At 62.8% G+C, this 16,678-nt stretch carries 15 protein-coding genes; 11 read left to right on the forward strand and 4 right to left on the reverse strand.

What is annotated here, in order from left to right:
- Positions 1–30: 30 nt before the first annotated feature.
- From AB7C87_RS21620 to AB7C87_RS21665, 10 genes are all read left to right on the forward strand, one after another.
- The gene (locus AB7C87_RS21620; RefSeq protein WP_369731595.1) at positions 31–1,203 is read left to right on the forward strand and encodes an exo-beta-N-acetylmuramidase NamZ family protein; all 1,173 of its coding nucleotides are present in this window, start codon (positions 31–33) and stop codon (positions 1,201–1,203) included.
- Between the two features lie 87 nt (positions 1,204–1,290).
- Positions 1,291–2,895, forward strand: a complete 1,605-nt coding sequence (locus tag AB7C87_RS21625) for an ABC transporter substrate-binding protein (protein WP_369731596.1) — start codon at positions 1,291–1,293, stop codon at positions 2,893–2,895.
- A gap of 10 nt (positions 2,896–2,905) precedes the next feature.
- Positions 2,906–3,850, forward strand: a complete 945-nt coding sequence (locus tag AB7C87_RS21630) for an ABC transporter permease (protein ID WP_369731597.1) — start codon at positions 2,906–2,908, stop codon at positions 3,848–3,850.
- Positions 3,843–4,760, forward strand: coding sequence for an ABC transporter permease (locus AB7C87_RS21635; protein WP_369731598.1), 918 nt, complete (start codon positions 3,843–3,845; stop codon positions 4,758–4,760). The genes AB7C87_RS21630 and AB7C87_RS21635 overlap by 8 nt, the downstream gene beginning before the upstream one ends.
- Positions 4,757–6,013: an ABC transporter ATP-binding protein gene (locus AB7C87_RS21640; protein ID WP_369731599.1), complete on the forward strand. Its 1,257-nt coding sequence runs from the start codon at positions 4,757–4,759 to the stop codon at positions 6,011–6,013. The genes AB7C87_RS21635 and AB7C87_RS21640 overlap by 4 nt, the downstream gene beginning before the upstream one ends.
- Complete coding sequence (locus AB7C87_RS21645) at positions 6,010–7,113, forward strand: ABC transporter ATP-binding protein (RefSeq protein ID WP_369731600.1); 1,104 nt, start codon at positions 6,010–6,012, stop codon at positions 7,111–7,113. Before AB7C87_RS21640 ends, AB7C87_RS21645 begins: the two co-directional genes overlap by 4 nt.
- Complete coding sequence (locus tag AB7C87_RS21650) at positions 7,106–8,185, forward strand: serine hydrolase domain-containing protein (RefSeq protein WP_369731601.1); 1,080 nt, start codon at positions 7,106–7,108, stop codon at positions 8,183–8,185. Before AB7C87_RS21645 ends, AB7C87_RS21650 begins: the two co-directional genes overlap by 8 nt.
- The gene (locus AB7C87_RS21655) at positions 8,182–8,646 is read left to right on the forward strand and encodes a GNAT family N-acetyltransferase (protein WP_369731602.1); all 465 of its coding nucleotides are present in this window, start codon (positions 8,182–8,184) and stop codon (positions 8,644–8,646) included. The genes AB7C87_RS21650 and AB7C87_RS21655 overlap by 4 nt, the downstream gene beginning before the upstream one ends.
- A gap of 55 nt (positions 8,647–8,701) precedes the next feature.
- A complete protein-coding gene (locus AB7C87_RS21660; protein WP_369731603.1) occupies positions 8,702–9,925 on the forward strand; it encodes an anhydro-N-acetylmuramic acid kinase in 1,224 nt (407 codons plus the stop codon).
- The gene (locus tag AB7C87_RS21665; protein WP_369731604.1) at positions 9,922–10,650 is read left to right on the forward strand and encodes an HAD family hydrolase; all 729 of its coding nucleotides are present in this window, start codon (positions 9,922–9,924) and stop codon (positions 10,648–10,650) included. Before AB7C87_RS21660 ends, AB7C87_RS21665 begins: the two co-directional genes overlap by 4 nt.
- A gap of 27 nt (positions 10,651–10,677) precedes the next feature.
- Here the strand turns inward: AB7C87_RS21665 and AB7C87_RS21670 are convergent, their stop codons facing one another.
- Entirely contained in the window at positions 10,678–11,481 is an 804-nt protein-coding gene (locus AB7C87_RS21670) for a creatininase family protein (RefSeq protein WP_369731605.1), read from the reverse strand.
- Positions 11,482–11,633: 152 nt separating this feature from the next.
- Here AB7C87_RS21670 and AB7C87_RS21675 point away from each other — a divergent pair, with 152 nt between their 5' ends.
- Entirely contained in the window at positions 11,634–12,449 is an 816-nt protein-coding gene (locus tag AB7C87_RS21675) for an SDR family NAD(P)-dependent oxidoreductase (RefSeq protein WP_369731606.1), read from the forward strand.
- 52 nt (positions 12,450–12,501) lie between these two features.
- Here the strand turns inward: AB7C87_RS21675 and AB7C87_RS21680 are convergent, their stop codons facing one another.
- The 3 genes from AB7C87_RS21680 to AB7C87_RS21690 all read right to left on the reverse strand — a co-directional run.
- On the reverse strand, positions 12,502–13,698 hold the full coding sequence (locus AB7C87_RS21680; RefSeq protein ID WP_369731607.1) for an MFS transporter: 1,197 nt from the start codon (positions 13,696–13,698) through the stop codon (positions 12,502–12,504).
- Between the two features lie 1,230 nt (positions 13,699–14,928).
- Entirely contained in the window at positions 14,929–16,092 is a 1,164-nt protein-coding gene (locus AB7C87_RS21685; RefSeq protein ID WP_369731608.1) for a mandelate racemase/muconate lactonizing enzyme family protein, read from the reverse strand.
- A gap of 289 nt (positions 16,093–16,381) precedes the next feature.
- Positions 16,382–16,678, reverse strand: a 297-nt coding sequence (locus AB7C87_RS21690) for an oligopeptide/dipeptide ABC transporter ATP-binding protein (RefSeq protein ID WP_369731609.1), incomplete at its 5' end; no start/stop codon positions are given.

Here is a 16,678-nt window from a genome sequence, read left to right on the forward strand (position 1 = left end):
TTTACGAGGCTCGTCGACTGATTTAGTAGAATGGTTACACTAGGGATCGAAGCGTTCCTCGATGCGGGCCGGGGCGGCGGGGAGCCGACGGTCGGACTCGTCACCAATCCCTCCGGCGTCACGGCCGATCTCGAGTCGACGATCGATCTGCTGAACGCGAGCGATTCCGTCGATATCGAGGCGCTGTTCGGCCCCACTCACGGCATCCGTGGCAACGAACACTCACAGGACGAGATCACTGAACACGTCGACGAGAAAACGGGCCTTCCGGTGTACGATCTGACCTCGCAAGGAAACGGCCGAAACGGCGGCCCGAACGGCACGACCGTCGAGCAGATCGCACAACTCGACCGGCTGATCTACGACATCCAGGAGGTCGGAACCCGGTTCTCGACGTTCGCTCGAGCGCTCGGGCGGGTCCTCTCGCAAGCGGCGAGGGCGGAGACGCCGGTGACGGTGCTCGATCGACCGAACCCTATCGCGCCGCTTGGTTCCGGGGGGACGCTCGCATCACAGCCCGGCGGGACTGCCCTTCCGATCGTCCACGGCATGACGGTCGGCGAACTCGGGCGGTACTTCACGAGCGAGATGTCGGTGGACGCGGATCTCACCATCGTCGAGATGGATGACTGGTCACGCGACCGGTGGTTCGACGACCTCGAGTTGACCTGGGTTCCGCCCTCGCCGAACATGCCGTCTCTGGTAACTGCACTCGTCTATCCCGGGACGTGTCTGTTCGAGGCGACGACGCTGTCGGAGGGTCGCGGGACCACGAATCCATTCGAACTGGTCGGTGCCCCCTGGATCGACGCGACCGCGTTCGCGGCGATGTTGAACGACGTCGACCCGCCGGGCGTGAAGTTCAGGCCCGCCTATTTCACCCCCATGTTCTCGAAACACGAGCGCTCGGACGTGGAGGGCGTACAGGTACACGTTCTGGACCGCGAGGCCTTCGACCCGGTTAGAGTCGGGGTCACGATGGTACTCACCGCATTCTACGAGTATTCCGAGTGCGCCTGGGTGCGAGCCAACGGCGGCTACCCGATCGACGACCTCACGGGTGGGACCGAACTCCGGACGGCCACGCGGGACGTTCGAAACGGCGCCAATCTGCGGGTTGCAATCGACCGAATCGTCGACGAGTGGGAGCGTGAGGCCGACCGATTCCACGAGGAGACTGCCGAGTACCTGCTCTACGAATAGGTTGCTCTCGCCGAGGTTTCGGTACCGCTACCCGATCCCGCTTCTCGGTAGTTTTATAATGATCCAAGATAGTTCGCTACTCGAAGTATGCAAGGCGATAGCAATGACGTCGGCATCTCTAGACGTAACGCTCTGCGTGCCGCTTCCGGAGTCGCGCTCGGAACCGCACTCGCAGGGTGTAGTGATGGCGACACGGAGCCACAGGAAGGAATTGGTGGGAACGGGAACGGCAACGGGGCGGGCAACGGACAGGTTCTTCACGTCACGTTTCCCGACGATCCCGAGAACTTCGATCCGCACCTGACGACGATCAACATGGCCCAGCGGGTACTCGAGAACGTCGCCGAGGGGCTGTTCCGGCTCAACGCCGACCTCGAGCCGGAGCCACTCCTCGCGACGGACTACGAGATCAGCGACGACGAGACGGAGTATACGATCTCGCTGAAAGAGGGTGTCCAGTTCCACGAACCGATCGGCGGCGAGATGACGGCCGCCGACGTCGTGTACACGTTCGAACGAGTGATGGATCCCGACGTCGGTTCGCCGCGTGCTGAAAACTTCACGCGAGTCGAATCCGTCGAGGAAGTCGACGAGTATACGGTCCGATTCGACCTCGAGGAGCCCTTCGCGCCGATGCTCACTGCGTTCGCGGAGTCCGTCGAGATCATCCCCGAGGGCGCCGCCGACGAGGTCGACCTCCAGGAGCACCCGGTCGGAACGGGTCCGTTCTCGTTCGTCGACTGGACGGTCAATCAGGGCGTGGAGATCGAGGCCTTCGACGACTATCACGTCGACGGCGTTCCCAACCTCCAGCGCGTCGAGTTCGATATCGTCCCCGAGCCGGCGGCTCGACTCACCGCACTCGACGTGGGGGATACGCACGTTCTCGAGAGCGTTCCGTTTCAGGACATCGACGACGTCTCCGAGAGCAGTGAAACGGAAGTCGCGACTCAGACCGGCCTCTTCAACCAGGGCTACTGGTTCAACGCCGACGAAGCGCCGTTCGACGACGCACGCGTTCGACGCGCCGTGAGCCACGCGATCGACCGAGATGCGATCATTCAGGGAGTCCTCTTTGGCCACGGTGAACCGGTACATTACCCGATCCCACCCGCCAGCGAGTGGGAGAACACGATCGATCCCGGCCCTGTTCCATCCCAGGATATCGACTACGCACTCGAGTTGCTCGACGAGGCGGGGGTCGATCCGGAGTCGGTCGAAACGTCGATCAAGGTCTCCCGGACCCCCGGACCCGGTGCGGACGCGGCGACGCTGATCCAGGGACACCTTTCGGAGCTCGGATTCGACGTCGAGGTCGTCGAACTCGACTTCTCGACCTGGCTCGACGAGGTCTGGGTGGACAACGACTACGAGATGGCGATCGGTTCCTGGAGCGGCCGCGTCGACCCCGACGGCTGGTACTACAGACAGTATCACTCCGAGGGTGCCTGGAACCACTGGGCGTACGAAAACGACCGGGTCGACGAACTCCTCGAGGAGGGTCGTTCGGAAACCGATCCCGACGCTCGCGCGGATATCTACGGCGAGATCGAATCGATCGTCCAGGAAGAGGTGCCCATGACGTACCTCTACTTCGACGACGAATCCGTCGGCTACCGCACTGAAGTAACGGGATACGAACTCGAAATCGCGAACCTTACGAGCTTCCACGACGTCACCATCGACGACTGATCTCTCGCAAATGAAACGCTACGTCGTCAAGAGAATCGCTCAGTACGTTCCCGTCATGTTCGGCGTGACGTTGATCGCATTTTTGCTGATCAACGTCGCCGGGGGCGATCCCGTCCGGACGATGCTCGGGACGGAAGCGTCCGAGGAACAGGTCCAGATGGTCCGTGAGGACCTCGGCCTCGACCAGCCGTTGTACGTCAGGTACTTCGACTGGCTGGGTGACGTCCTGACCGGCGACCTCGGCACGTCGATCATGTACGGACAGCCGGTGAGCGATCTCATCGTCCAGACGCTTCCGGTGACGTTCTGGCTGGCCGGTGGCGCCCTCCTCGTGTCGATCTTCATCGGCATTCCGGCCGGCATCATCTCCGCGACTCGCCGGAACACGAAGTTCGACTCCGGTGCGACCGTCGCCGCGTACTCCGGGATCGCGATCCCGAATTTCTTCCTCGGGATCCTCTTGATCCTGGTGTTCGCCGAGTACCTCCGGATCCTCCCCGCGTCCGGATTCGTCTCGCCGCTTGCAGATCCCATCCAGGGAATCCGACACCTGATCCTTCCCTGGATCGCGCTGGGAACGGCACAGGCGGCGATCGTGATGCGGTACATGCGTTCGAGCCTGCTCGAGGTGATGGACCAACAGTACGTCGAGGTCGCGCGCTCGAAGGGGCTCGTCCCCGCGTTGATACAGAACAAACACTCGATCATGAACGCGCTCATCCCCACGGTGACGATCATCGGCATCAACCTGGGCTACCTGCTCGGTGGTTCGATCGTCATCGAGGAGATATTCGCGCTCCCGGGGTTCGGACGGCTCGCCCTGAACGGCGTCCTGAACCGGGACTTCCTGATCTTACAGGGTGTCTTGTTGGTTACGGCGTTCCTGTTTACGACGGTCAACTTCGTCGTCGACATCCTGTACACCTATCTCGATCCGAGGATTCGCTATGAGTGAGACACAGACAACCGCCGACGTCGACAGCGAACCGGCCGAGACATCGGACCGGCAGTCGTTTCTTTCGGTGTTCGTACGAACCGTCCGCAACGATCGGCTCGCACTCGTGGGGACGATCGGGCTCGGAATCACGATTTTTATCGCGGTGTTCGGCCCGTTCGTCCTTCCCCACGACCCGACGGCGACCAACCTGGATCAGATGAATCAGGCGCCGTCGTTCGTCCATCCGTTCGGCACCGATCGCTACGGTCGAGACATCCTCGCGCGGGTGGCACTCGGCGCGCGAACCTCGCTCGTCGTCGCGTTCGTCGGGGTCGCCGTCGCGGCCGGAATCGGCGTCACCCTCGGTGCGATCGCGGGCTACTACGAAGGCGTGCTGGGTGAGGGGATCATGCGCTTTGCGGACACGATCTTCTCGTTTCCGGCACTGTTGCTCGCACTCGCGATGGTCGCAATCATGGGCCAGAACTGGTACAACGTGATCATCGCTGTCGGGGTGGTCTACTGGCCGATCTTTGCCCGGATTACCCGTGGGAGCGTCCTCTCGGTCAAAGACGAGGAGTTCGTTCAGGCCGCCCGATCGATTGGGGAGTCCGATTTCCGCATCATCGGATCGGAGATCCTCCCGAACGTCACGGCGCCGATCATCGTCCAGGGGACGATCAGCATGGCCGTCGCCATCTTACTCGAGAGCGCCCTCTCGTTTCTCGGACTCGGCGTTCCCCCACCGGAACCGTCGTGGGGGCGCATGCTGGCGGATAGTCGCCAGTTCATGACACACGCACCGTGGTGGACGATAGCCCCAGGTCTCGCGATCATGTTCACCGTGTTGAACCTCAACTTCGTGGGCGATGCGCTTCGCGACGCCCTCGATCCCCACCAGGAAGAAGAAATGGAGGCGACCCGATGACCCACGATCGAAACGTCGAGACGGCGAGAATCGAGACGGATCGAAATCAACCGGAACCGTCACAGCGGTTACTCGACATCAGCGACCTCTCGGTGACCTTTCCATCTCAGGAGGGCCCCGTCGAAGCGGTAACGGACGTCTCGCTGTCGATCGAACCCGGAGAGACGGTCGGTCTCGTCGGCGAAAGCGGAAGCGGCAAGTCGGTCACTGCCTCGACCATTCTGGGACTACTCGAGGACTCGGCCAGAATCGACGGCTCCGTCGAGTTCGACGACCAGCAGATGCTCACGAAAACCGACGACGAACTCCGCGAAATCCGCGGGGACAGGATCTCGATGATCTTCCAGGAGACCGGTTCGTCGCTCAACCCCGTCCTCACGGTCGGCGACCAGATCTCCGAGACGATCCGGACCCACCGGTCGATCCCCAACGAGGGAATCAGCCGACTCGAGACGTCCGTGATCGGCAATCTGCTCCGATCGAAGTCCCAGCCGACGAAGTACGAGCGGTCGTGGGAGAAGACGGTCGAGTTGTTCGAGCGCGTGGGTATTCCCGCCCCGGAAAAGCGTGCACTCGAGTACCCCCACGAGTACTCCGGCGGCATGAAACAGCGTGCGATGATCGCGATGGCGATCAGCTGTCGGCCCGACCTGCTGATCGCCGACGAGCCGACGACGGCGCTCGACGTGACCATCGAGGCACAGATTCTGGACCTGATCGACGAGGTCCAAGCCGAGTTCGATACGGCGGTGTTGTTCATCACCCACGATATGGGTGTCGTCAACGAAATCTGCGACCGGGTCGCCGTAATGTACGCCGGTCGAGTCGTCGAGCAGGCGCCGACCGACGAACTGTTCGACCACCCGAAACACCCCTACACGAAGGCGCTCCTCGACAGCATCCCGAGTCTCGAGGGCGGCGAGACGCTCGATCCGCTCGCGGGGCAGGTTCCAGACCCGACCGACAAACCGCCCGGCTGTCCGTTCGGTCCGCGGTGTCCGTCGGCGACGGCCTGCTGTGACGCCCGGTTCCCGCCACAGTATCCGGTAACCGAGGCGGACGAACCACTCCCCGTCCGGGAGGGAGGGAGCGACGACGTCCCGTCTCCACGACGAAACGCGCAGACGGGACACGACGTCCACTGCGTACTTTACGGGAGCGGCGACGGCCTGGCACCGCGTCGGTCGACGGCTGACGAGGATCGACAGCACGCGGATCGAGACGGTCCGAAGACGGACGGGGGTGAGCCATGAACGCGAACGATCGACAGGAGTCGACGATCGAATCCGGCGGCGGTACGGAACCGATCCTCGAGGTTCGTGACCTCGAGAAGTACTTCCCGGTGAACGAGGGGTTGCTCGCCTCGCTCGTCGGCGCTACCCGACACGTCAGGGCGGTCGACGGCGTCTCGCTGACGCTCGACGAGCGGGAGACGTTCGGCCTCGTCGGCGAGAGCGGCTGTGGCAAGTCGACGCTCGCACGAACGTTGCTCCGGCTAGAGGAACCGACGGGCGGATCGATCACCTACCGCGGGACCGAGCTGACTGACCTGTCGGATCGCGAGTTGCGCCCCTTCCGCTCGGAGATCCAGTTTATCCACCAGGATCCGTCGTCGTCGCTGAACCCGCGCAAACGAATCGGGGACATCCTCCGGCGACCGCTCGAGCTCCATCGCGACCTCGACGAGACGGAACGGGCGGCGGAGATCCGCTCGCTTCTCGACCGCGTCGGGCTCGATCCCGGGATGCGCCATCGGTATCCCCACGAACTCTCCGGCGGCCAGAAACAACGCGTGGAGATCGCACGGGCGATCAGCGTCAACCCGTCGTTCATCGTTGCGGACGAGCCGACGAGCGCACTCGACGTCACCGTTCAGGCCCAGATCCTCGAACTCATCACCGAGATCCAAGAGGAGTACGACCTGACGCTCGTATTCATCTCCCACGATCTGCGGACCATCCGCTACATCACCGACCGCGTTGGCGTCATGTACCTCGGCGAACTGGTCGAGGTGGCGCCGACCGAGACGGTTTTCGAGGAGCCCCGGCATCCATACACCCAGTCGCTTCTCTCGGCTGTCCCGGAGATCGGTGACCGCGACGCCGAGAAGATCCGACTCGAGGGCCAGCCGCCGGATCCGATCGACACGCCCTCCGGCTGTCGGTTCCACACCAGGTGTCCGCTCGCGGAGGAAGCGTGTGCGGCGGTCCAGCCCGAACCCGCCACGGCGGCGTCCGATCACCAGTACCTGTGTCACTTCACCGATCCCGATACGCGGGCCGGCACGATCGGCGAACCGACGGACGCGGCGCCAGAACGCCTCGACGCTCTTCGGGAGGGGTCCGATGACTGAGGTGGGCTCCTCTCAGGCGACCGCGCTCCGAACCCGCCTCGAGACCGGTCTCGATCGGGGACTGTTCGACGGGGCGGTCTTGCTCGCGGGCTCGAGTGACGGCGTGGAGACACAACTCGCCGTCGGAAATCGAAACCGCGCCGGCGATCCGGTCACGCCGGGGACGTCTTTCGACGTCGCGTCGTTGACGAAGGTCGTCGCGACGACGACGATCGCGTTGCGCCTCGTCGAGGCGGGAACGCTGGCGCTCTCTTCGACGCTGGGGTCACACGTCGACGAACTCGAGGGCACGCCTCGAGGGGCGATTCCGCTTCGTTCCCTGCTGACGCACACGTCCGGTCTCCCACCGTACAAGGCGTTCCCGTTCGGCTGGGAGTCGAAGTCGGCGGTCCTCGAGTCGCTGTTCGACAGTCCGCTCTCGATGCTCGCCGATCCGGACGAGTGGTTCGTCTACAGCGACCTGAACTTCGTCTTCCTCGCCGAGGCCCTGCGTCGTGTGACCGGCGAGCGCCTCGAGACGCTCCTCGAGAGCCACGTCACGGAACCGCTCGGTCTCGAAGATACCGCTCTCGGGCCGATTTCGACGGAGAACGTCGCGGCGACGCGTGATCGTCGTTGGGAAGAGCGGGTTCTCACGGGTGAGCCACACGACTACCTCGCCCGTGCGATGGACGGCGAATCGGGGAACGCGGGCGTCTTCTCGACGGGGCGCGATCTGGCGACCGTCGCACGGATGCTGTTGAACCGGGGGGTCCACGAGGGCGATCGCTACCTCTCGGCGGGGATGGTCGATCGGCTCCGAACCGACGCGATCGACGCGATTGAGACGCGACGGGGACTCGGCTGGAAACTCGGGACCGCCGACGTGCCCGGAACCGCCTGGTCGTCGGAGGCTTTCGGCCACACCGGGTTCACCGGCACCTCGATGTGGATGGACCCGCGGGCCGACCGGTTTCTCGTCTTGCTTACGAATCACGTCCTCACGATGGATCCGGACGGATCCCTGACGCAGTTTCGCGAGCGCATCCACGACGTCGCCGCCGCGACCGAACCGAGCGCTGATGGCCAATGACTGTCGAGATTCGACCGTACGAAACTGGCGACCTCGAGGGGATCAACGCCATCTTATTGACGACGTCGCCGTGGACGGCCTACGACGATACCTACCGACTCGAGGAGGCGGAGATCGGAGACGACGACCTGCTCGCCGTCGCGACCCTCGACGCCGACGTGGCGGGCTTTGCGTGGACCGTTCCGAACGGCGCGTTCGATCGGTCGGGCTACCTCAAGCTGATCGGTGTGTCAGAGCGCGCACAGGGCCAGGGAGTCGGCTCCGCGTTGTTGGACGACGCCGAACAGTTCGTCTCGAGGGAGACGGCGAGCGACGACCTATTTCTCCTCGTCTCGGCGTTCAACGAGGCGGCACAGGCGTTCTACCGCTCTCGGGACTACGATCGGGTCGGCCGACTCGAGGGGTACGTACAGCCCGGTATCGACGAATACGTGTTCAGAAAAACGCTTTATGACCAGTAATCCAACGCAGTCAACATCACGGAGGAATCGATCGAACGAAGATCACGAGGCGAACGTGGCGCCGGAGACGTCGCCTGGCCGGCCGCCGGTCAGAACGGACGGCGGCGAGACGCGATACGCCGTCGGCATCATGTCGGGGACCTCCCTCGACGGTATCGACGCCGCCTGCTGTTCGGTGACGGAGCGGGGGACGAACGAGGAGTACCCCTACGAGGTCGCCGTCGAGTCGTTCGTCTCCGAGGAGTATCCGGACGATCTCAGGGCGAGGATCGTCGAACTCTGTGACGAGGAGACGGGGACCGTCGACGAGGCCTGCCGGCTGAACGTTGCCCTCGGATACCTCCTCGCCGACGTCGCGACGCGGTCGATGGACGAGGCGGGCGTCGACCCCGATGACGTCGACGTCGTCGGAAGCCACGGGCAGACGATCTGGCATATCGGCTCTCCGGAGGCAGTTCCCGGCGTCGCCCGCCCACAGCGATCGACGCTTCAGATCGCAGACGGGAGCGTGATCGCTCGCGAGACGGGCGTGACGACGGTGTCCGACTTTCGGACGGCCGACGTCGCGGCCGGCGGCCACGGTGCGCCGTTGGCGCCGTATCTCGACGCGACGGCGTTCAGCGACGGGGAACACCATCGTTCGTTGCAGAACGTCGGCGGTATCGGAAACTGTACGCTTCTCCCGCCATTGCCCGGACGGGACGACGTCCGCGCGTTCGATACCGGTCCCGGAAACATGGTCATCGACGCCGTCGTCGAGATCCTCACGGACGGCGAACGGACCTACGACGTCGATGGCGAGATGGCGGCGCGGGGAACGCCTGACGAATCCCTGATCGAGCGGTTCGTGGACGATCCCTACTTCGCCGAGTCGCCGCCGAAGACGACGGGTCGGGAGGACTTCGGCCACGGCTACGCCCGACGGTTCATCGACGCAGGCCGTGAACGCGGACTCGAGGATGCGGATCTCGTCGCGACGGCGACGGCGTTTACGGCCGAAACGATCGCCGACGCCTACGAGCGTTTTGCGGACCCGTACCCCGACGAGGTGTTCGTCTCGGGCGGCGGGGCGTACAACCCCACGCTGATGTCCATGCTCTCGGAGCGCGTGGCGTGTGACGTCGATCGCCTGTCGGCGCTCGGATTCGACCCCGACGCGAAGGAAGCCGCGCTGTTCGCGCTCATGGGCGTCGCTCGACTGGACGGTCGACCGAACAACGTCCCCGGCGCGACGGGGGCGGACGAACCGGTCGTGATGGGCAAGGTGAGCTTGCCATGACGGACCGACCGATCGTCGACTCCGCAGACGTCTCGTTCCCCGAGGCGTCGACGTGGGGGACGAACCCGCGGCCGGAACTTGCGGTGTTCGACTTCGACGGAACGCTCGTGGATCAGCGCGGCGGCTGGCTCCTCCTCCAAGAACTGTTCGGCACGCGCGAGGGGGGAAAGCTATTGACGGAGCGATACCGCGAGGACGAACTGACGTTCGCCCAGTGGTGTGACGAGAACGCCGCTCTGTTGGACGCTCGCGGCGTCGGGAAAACCCACATCGACCGTGCCGCATCGGCCGTCAAGCTCACTCGAGGCGCAGAATCGTTGCTCGAGACGATCGCCGACGCGGGCGTCCCGTTCGGTACGGTCAGCGCGGGTGTGACCAACCTCCAGGCCGTACTGGCCACGTTCGACCCTGCGTTCATCCGGGGCAACGAGATCCGCTTCGACGACGTGGGAACGATCACCGGCGTCGACGCCGGGGTGGGCCCGAACGAGAAAGACGACGTTCTCGAGCGGATCTGTCGCGACCGCGGAATCACCACGGCGGACGTCTTCTACGTCGGCGACTCGCATACGGACGAGGAGGCGTTCGCGGTCGCAGGGACGTCGGTGCTGTTCGATCCGGACGACCGAATCGACGACGGCGTCTACGAGACCGTCGACGCGGTGGTCGACGCCAGAGACCTCCGGTTGGTCGAGGAACTGTTCGTCTCTGCCGTCGGTCGGTAGCGGGTAGTCCGCGGGTTGGGGTCGAGGTTACCGATTTTGGGCGTGGATCTCTTCGAAGAGATCAGCAATCTCGTCGGTCAGGAACTCGAAGAGCACCTCCCCTTTCTCCTCGGATGCGCGTTCGGGGGCGCCGATCGCTCCCGATTCGGAGTACGCCTCGAACGGCCGGTATACTCCGAGCGGCCCCGGCTTGACGAGGTCCTCGTCTCCGAGGTCGTACGGCTCGTCGAACGGCTCGGCGTCCATCGCGTCCTGGTCGACGAGCGCGGGATCGAGGTGGAGGACGAGCGACGTCTCGAACTCCCCGCCGTGGGCCATGCCGCCGAGGTCGCTCTCGCGAACCTCTTCGACGAGGTCGGCCGCGAGGTCGAAGTAGGTGAACCCGAGGACCTGGTGGTCCGGATTCGCGTAGCCGACCTCGCTGACGACGGCGCCGACGAGCGCCCGGTTTCCGCCGTGGCCGTTTACGAGGACGACCGCGTCGAACCCGTTCGCGAGGCCGGCTTCCACGATGCTTTGCGTGTGGGCGAGAAGCTGATCGAACGCGGCCGTGAGCGTCCCGCCGAGCGATCGGTGATGTGGGGAGTAGCCACACCAGATCGGCGGCGTCACGAGCACCGGAAGATCGTCGGCGACGGCCTCGGCGCTCGCCCCGGATACGGCCGTCGCGAGCATCGTGTCGGTTCCGACGGGAAGGTGGTACCCGTGTTGTTCGACGCTCCCGACGGGAACGACCAGCACGGAGCCGTCCTGGGAACCGATCTCGCGAATTTCGTTCGCCGGGGTTTTCGCCCACGATACGGACCGATCGCTATCGTCGAAGCCGAGCATATCACGACCTCGCCGAGAACCCCCATAAGCTATTCGACGTTGCGCTTAGACAGGGAACCCTATCGACGCCGCGTTCAGGCAGAATGGCCTATCGACGTGGCGCTCCGACAGGGAAACCTACTTGGTGGCGCTACGGCAACGCATAACAGTATATGGACGATCGGGTACTCGAGGGACAGACAGCTATCGTCACCGGTGGAGCGAAGGGGATCGGACGGGAGATCGCGACGACGCTCGCCGCGGAGGGAGCGGCGGTCGTCGTCGCGGACGTCGACACGGAGAACGCGTCCGAAACCGTCGATCGGATCGAGGCCGCGGGCGAAACTGCCCTGTTCGCGGAGACGGACGTGACGGAGACGGCGTCCGTCCGCTCGACGGTCGACGAGACGCTCGAGGCGTTCGGATCGATCGACGTGCTCGTCAACAACGCCGGCGGGTCGCTCGACGACGACGTCGCCCACGCCGTAAATCACGACACCTGGGAGCGGATAATCGACCTGAATCTGACCGGACCCTACACCTGCACGCACGAGGTGTTGCCCGCGATGGTCGAATCCGGCGGCGGTTCCATCGTGTTCGTCTCTTCGGCGAACGCGCTCACCGGCATCGGCCTCCCCGCGTACTCGGCGGCGAAGAACGGGCTCCACGCCTTCTCGCGCCTCGTCGCGACCCAGTACGGCCGCTACGGCGTCCGTTCGAACGCCGTCTGTCCGGGGACGATCATCACCGACTCCCGACGCGAACAACGCGACGCGGACTGGGACGAGGATTTCCGCGAACAACTCCTCGATCAGTACCCGTTAGAAGCGTTTGGGACACCCGAGGACGTCGCAAACGCCGTGATTTACTTATCGAGTGACCTCGCTCGCTTCGTGAGCGGAACCGAACTCGTGGTCGACGGCGGATTGACGTGTGGACTCGATCAAACCTTCCAGCGGACCCTCTACGACGTCGATCGACTCGAGTAACGCGATCGAGATGCGGCGCGTGACCGGCGGGTCTCCCGCGGAAGCGCTCCCGTTACCGCCGTAACGCGAGCCACGAGGCGACGATTGCACACGCACCGAGGACGAAGAGGAAGCCGCCGTAGGCCACAGTGTATCCCGATCGTCCGCTCACGACTCCGACGTAGGTGGGCCCGAGGCTTCCAAACGCCATGTAGACCGTCCCAACGATGCCGTAGTCTCCGCCCGTGTTCTCGTCGGGGAACGCCGCGACGAGCGCGGACGACATCGGGGGCCAGAAGCCGGTCAGTCCCGCGGCGAGCAACACCACTCCGATAACGACCCCAGCGGTCGACGCGGCGAGCAGGAGCGTCGCGAGACCCGCGATGGTGCTCATGATCGCGGCGACGACGACTGGAAACGCTCCGGCGCGGTCGCCGCAGTAGCCCGAAAACGGCGTGGCCAGAACCCCGACGGCGAACACGCCCGCGTAGGCGACGGTGCTCTCAGCGCGGGAGAGCCCCTGTACGGTCTCGAGAACGATTGGCAGGAAGCTGATCGTTCCGTTCCAGACGAACATGAACAGTCCGGCGAGCAAGATCATGGATCGAAGACCCGGCGTCCCAGCGATCCGTCGTAGCGTCGGACGAACCTCGAGTGACGGTCTCTCGAGGACGTATGTTCCCTTACTCCAGTAATCGTACAGCACGACGACCGACACGAGGCCGATCAGGATCGGCGCGAACGCGTACCGCCAGGTTGCAATCGCGACTGCGACGGCTGCGAAACCGGACGCGAATACGCCGGCTAAGCTGACGGCCGCGTCGTTCAGTCCGAACGCACGGCCGCGCTTTCGATCGAAGACGTCCGATAGCTGTGCGAACCCCGCGGGAACGTACACGCCGAGCCCGATTCCGACGAACGACACGCCGAGTAAGAACGTCGTGTACCTCGTCGACGTCGCGAGGAAACTGTAACCGACGATCAGCGCGAGGACCCCGAGGACGATTGCAGTGTTCCGCGAGAGATCGTCGGCGATCCGACCCCCCGGATACCGGAACGCCGCCGTTAGTAAGGCGAGCACGCTCAGCCCGATCCCTGCCTGCGTCTCCGAAATCGAGAGCGTCGCGACGATCTCCGGAAGCAACGGTGGAAGAACGAGATAGCCGAGTTGGCCACAGAGCGTCCCGAGGGTGACCGCGAGCAGAATTCGGCCGGAGTGTCCACTCGCGAGGTTCTCGTCGGTCTCTTCCCCTGGGGCCGCTCCGTTCACTATCGTTCGATTGCCGGCCCCGAACGTCAGCTTTCGGATTTCTCCCGCCGGAGTCGTCTCATACGGTTTGCTGTACTGATTCGCCGGCGCAACCGTGACCCGGACGGCGGTTGCGCCGGAACTGACGTACAGCAACCCGACTCACCCGTGATCGGCCGGTTACCCTGCAGGTTGCCCTCCACAGGAATTGTAGTCCGGACGGGCGACCTGTCCGTCCGAAACTCTCGTGGGGGCCCACGATCGGCGACGGACGCTCGTTCGTCGTTCGACCGCTCGTCAGTGTCGGTCGGTCGAGACCGATTCCTCGAGGATGGTCAACAGCACAACGTCATACAGGAGATTATAATATAATCTGGTGGGTAGATACGGGAACATATATTATTCAGCTTACTTCAGTTGCGAAACGGGGCAGGTCACAGTAGTCGAATTCGACGCGATCCGTCTGTGCTCGGCCAACGCGGTCGTTACGTGGTTTCTCCGTCGCTCCAGATCGTCGAATCGAACGGGAACGCCCCGAGGAGGTGGCCCCCACTCGAGTCGGACTGACGTTCCGTCGATGGGATGTAGAATTTGTCCGTTCGTCGGTACGACTGTCAGTTCGACTTTTGACCAAAATAATCATATTGGCTTGCAGTATATATTTTTGTTATATTTTCCGATCGATCGGATACGTCTGTGCTTATCTCGACCGTCGACAACGTGGCGGTCAGCGGCCGAAACCATTTATTCAGCAGATCACATTTAGAATTGAAGTTTACAATTATCGTTAGCGATATACTATAGTCATACCCACTGTCGTTTGTGGGGGAAGAACTTGACACCTGTTGGCGGTATTCGACTGTACTGACATTCGATGTGGGTGACCGTTCACGAGTAACTTGCAGTACTCGAATTACCCGCCGTCGACCGTTGTCACGGTACGATCTGGAATGAATACACACGTTTGGAGGCTCGAGACAACTATTCACCGTCCTCGAAATCACGGTTTGGAACCAGTCTGGCTCGTATTTCGTGTCACGTGTGATGTCTCCCCGGTAACAGGAAGACGAAGTCTCGGCTCACGATCACCGATCCGTCCGGCGATCGGGGTGTGGTACCGTCCAATGGCTACGGTATTATCGTGGTGTATCAAGTCGCCATTTATGAGCGAAACCGACCGCAACCGGATGATTTCGACCGTCAGATGACGGTCGAGAGGGAACGTCGGTCACCATACGGTTGGGGACGGTTCTACAAAATGCAGTAGTCGTCGACCGTATCCATGTCGACCGTGATTCCGAGACCTGGCTCAGTCGGAACCGAAATCGTCCCGCTGTCGATCGTAAACGGATCGGTGATGACGTCAGTCTCCCATCCGTAATAGGCCGTATCACTCGCGAGATTAATCCCAGGCAATCCGGAGGCTGTGTGTAGAATAGCTGCCGTGCGAATTCCGAGATCAAAGGCACAGTGGTGGGCGAGCGAGATTCCGCCGTCCTCCGCGATGTTTGCGAGTTGGCGTACCCCCGAGATGCCGCCAGCGGGAGTGATGTCCACCACACCGACGTCGATCGCATCTTCGCCGATCATCGTTCGAAGGTTGCGTGGAATGTAGGTGTCTTCGTTTGCCGCGATCGGTTGTCTCGTCCGGGTTCGAAGCTGGCGCAACGAGCCGTGGGAGTCAACTCGGATCGGTTGTTCCATGTACTGGAGATAGATCCCGCTGTCCTCGAGTTTTGCCCCGACGCGAACGGCATCTTCGACGGTCCAGCCCTGGTTCGGATCTATTCGAAACTCGAGTTCGCCGTCGACGGCGTCGTGCATGGCCCGGATGCGCTCGACGTCTTCTTTCCAATCTCGACCAGCTTTTGTCTTCAATACGCCGTATCCCTCTTTTAGGGCAGATTCGGCATGCCTTCTAGATTCTTCGGGAGAAAATATTCCGAGACAGTACGCGAACTCGACCGAGTTTGACTGGCGACCGTCTTTGGATTGCTCTCGATTTTGTCTGTTCGTCTGATGGGGAGTCGTCCACCCGCCTAATAGCTCGGAAACCGGGCGCCCGAGTTCTTTCCCGATAATGTCCCAACAGGCCGTTTCAACGGGTGCAAAGAACATGTTGGCGTTAGTGTACTCGATGAAAACCTGTCGTCGGAGCTTCTCAATTTCGAAGGGTGACTGGCCGGTGACGAGCGGGCCGACTCCGTCTTCGATGACTGAAACGGTCGCTTCCGGCGAGAGGAAGACGCGCACTTCTCCCCACCCCTCGATCCCGGCGTCGGTCTCGACTCGAACCAAGATCCGGTCCATGTCGTACAGCATTCCATGATTCGTCCGATAGGGAGCGATACCTCCCTCGTCTATCGGTTTGAGCGGTACGTTTACCGGAAACGCACTCACATCTGTTATCCGCATACGACCTCTTGCCATCGTGGGTATATAAACACCGAACGCCGATGAGCACCGTTCGTAGACATTCCTCACAAATTGGATGGGGTGTTTAGGCGGAAGGACGACTCACAACAGATCAGTGCTCGACCTGTCGGCTGTGCAATGATTTTCAACGTGTGCTATAGAGACAGTGCTCTCGAGAGCGTTCCGTTGAAACAGTCGATGCTCGAGAAGGGAGTAATACTGCTCCAGACACCGATCACAGGGTCAAACACCCTCAAAGGGAGTGTAATCTCCGAATTCACGGCGTCCGCTACAGGGATGTGTCACCCGCCGATTCTACGTCCGCGAGGGGAGAACTCGTCCAGTACCCGTGCTCGTCGAGTTCGCGAAAGCAGGAGACTTCGTGATCGGATCCGACGTCGTACGCTTCGGGATCCTCACGCCGGCAGGCGTCTCGGGCCTCCGGACACCGGGTGTGGAACCGACAGCCCGATGGCGGGTTCTTCGGGTCCGGAATGTCGATCTTTCGTACCGGCGGCTCGCCGGAGTCGACCCCGGCGCGAAGGTCGGGCGTCGCCCACCGGAGAACCTTCGTGTAGGGGTGTTT

It is taken from the genome of Natrarchaeobius versutus (assembly GCF_041205745.1).
Taxonomy (GTDB): Archaea; Halobacteriota; Halobacteria; order Halobacteriales; family Natrialbaceae; genus Natrarchaeobius; species Natrarchaeobius versutus.

What these genes read in the sequence shown, in the direction of transcription:
- AB7C87_RS21620 (WP_369731595.1), top strand. Translation starts at nt 31, where the DNA reads ATGGTTACACTAGGGATCGAAGCGTTCCTCGATGCGGGCCGGGGCGGC.
- AB7C87_RS21625 (WP_369731596.1), top strand. Translation starts at nt 1,291, where the DNA reads ATGCAAGGCGATAGCAATGACGTCGGCATCTCTAGACGTAACGCTCTG.
- AB7C87_RS21630 (WP_369731597.1), top strand. Translation starts at nt 2,906, where the DNA reads ATGAAACGCTACGTCGTCAAGAGAATCGCTCAGTACGTTCCCGTCATG.
- AB7C87_RS21635 (WP_369731598.1), top strand. Translation starts at nt 3,843, where the DNA reads ATGAGTGAGACACAGACAACCGCCGACGTCGACAGCGAACCGGCCGAG.
- AB7C87_RS21640 (WP_369731599.1), top strand. Translation starts at nt 4,757, where the DNA reads ATGACCCACGATCGAAACGTCGAGACGGCGAGAATCGAGACGGATCGA.
- AB7C87_RS21645 (WP_369731600.1), top strand. Translation starts at nt 6,010, where the DNA reads ATGAACGCGAACGATCGACAGGAGTCGACGATCGAATCCGGCGGCGGT.
- AB7C87_RS21650 (WP_369731601.1), top strand. Translation starts at nt 7,106, where the DNA reads ATGACTGAGGTGGGCTCCTCTCAGGCGACCGCGCTCCGAACCCGCCTC.
- AB7C87_RS21655 (WP_369731602.1), top strand. Translation starts at nt 8,182, where the DNA reads ATGACTGTCGAGATTCGACCGTACGAAACTGGCGACCTCGAGGGGATC.
- AB7C87_RS21665 (WP_369731604.1), top strand. Translation starts at nt 9,922, where the DNA reads ATGACGGACCGACCGATCGTCGACTCCGCAGACGTCTCGTTCCCCGAG.
- AB7C87_RS21670 (WP_369731605.1), bottom strand. Translation starts at nt 11,481, where the DNA reads ATGCTCGGCTTCGACGATAGCGATCGGTCCGTATCGTGGGCGAAAACC.
- AB7C87_RS21675 (WP_369731606.1), top strand. Translation starts at nt 11,634, where the DNA reads ATGGACGATCGGGTACTCGAGGGACAGACAGCTATCGTCACCGGTGGA.
- AB7C87_RS21685 (WP_369731608.1), bottom strand. Translation starts at nt 16,092, where the DNA reads ATGCGGATAACAGATGTGAGTGCGTTTCCGGTAAACGTACCGCTCAAA.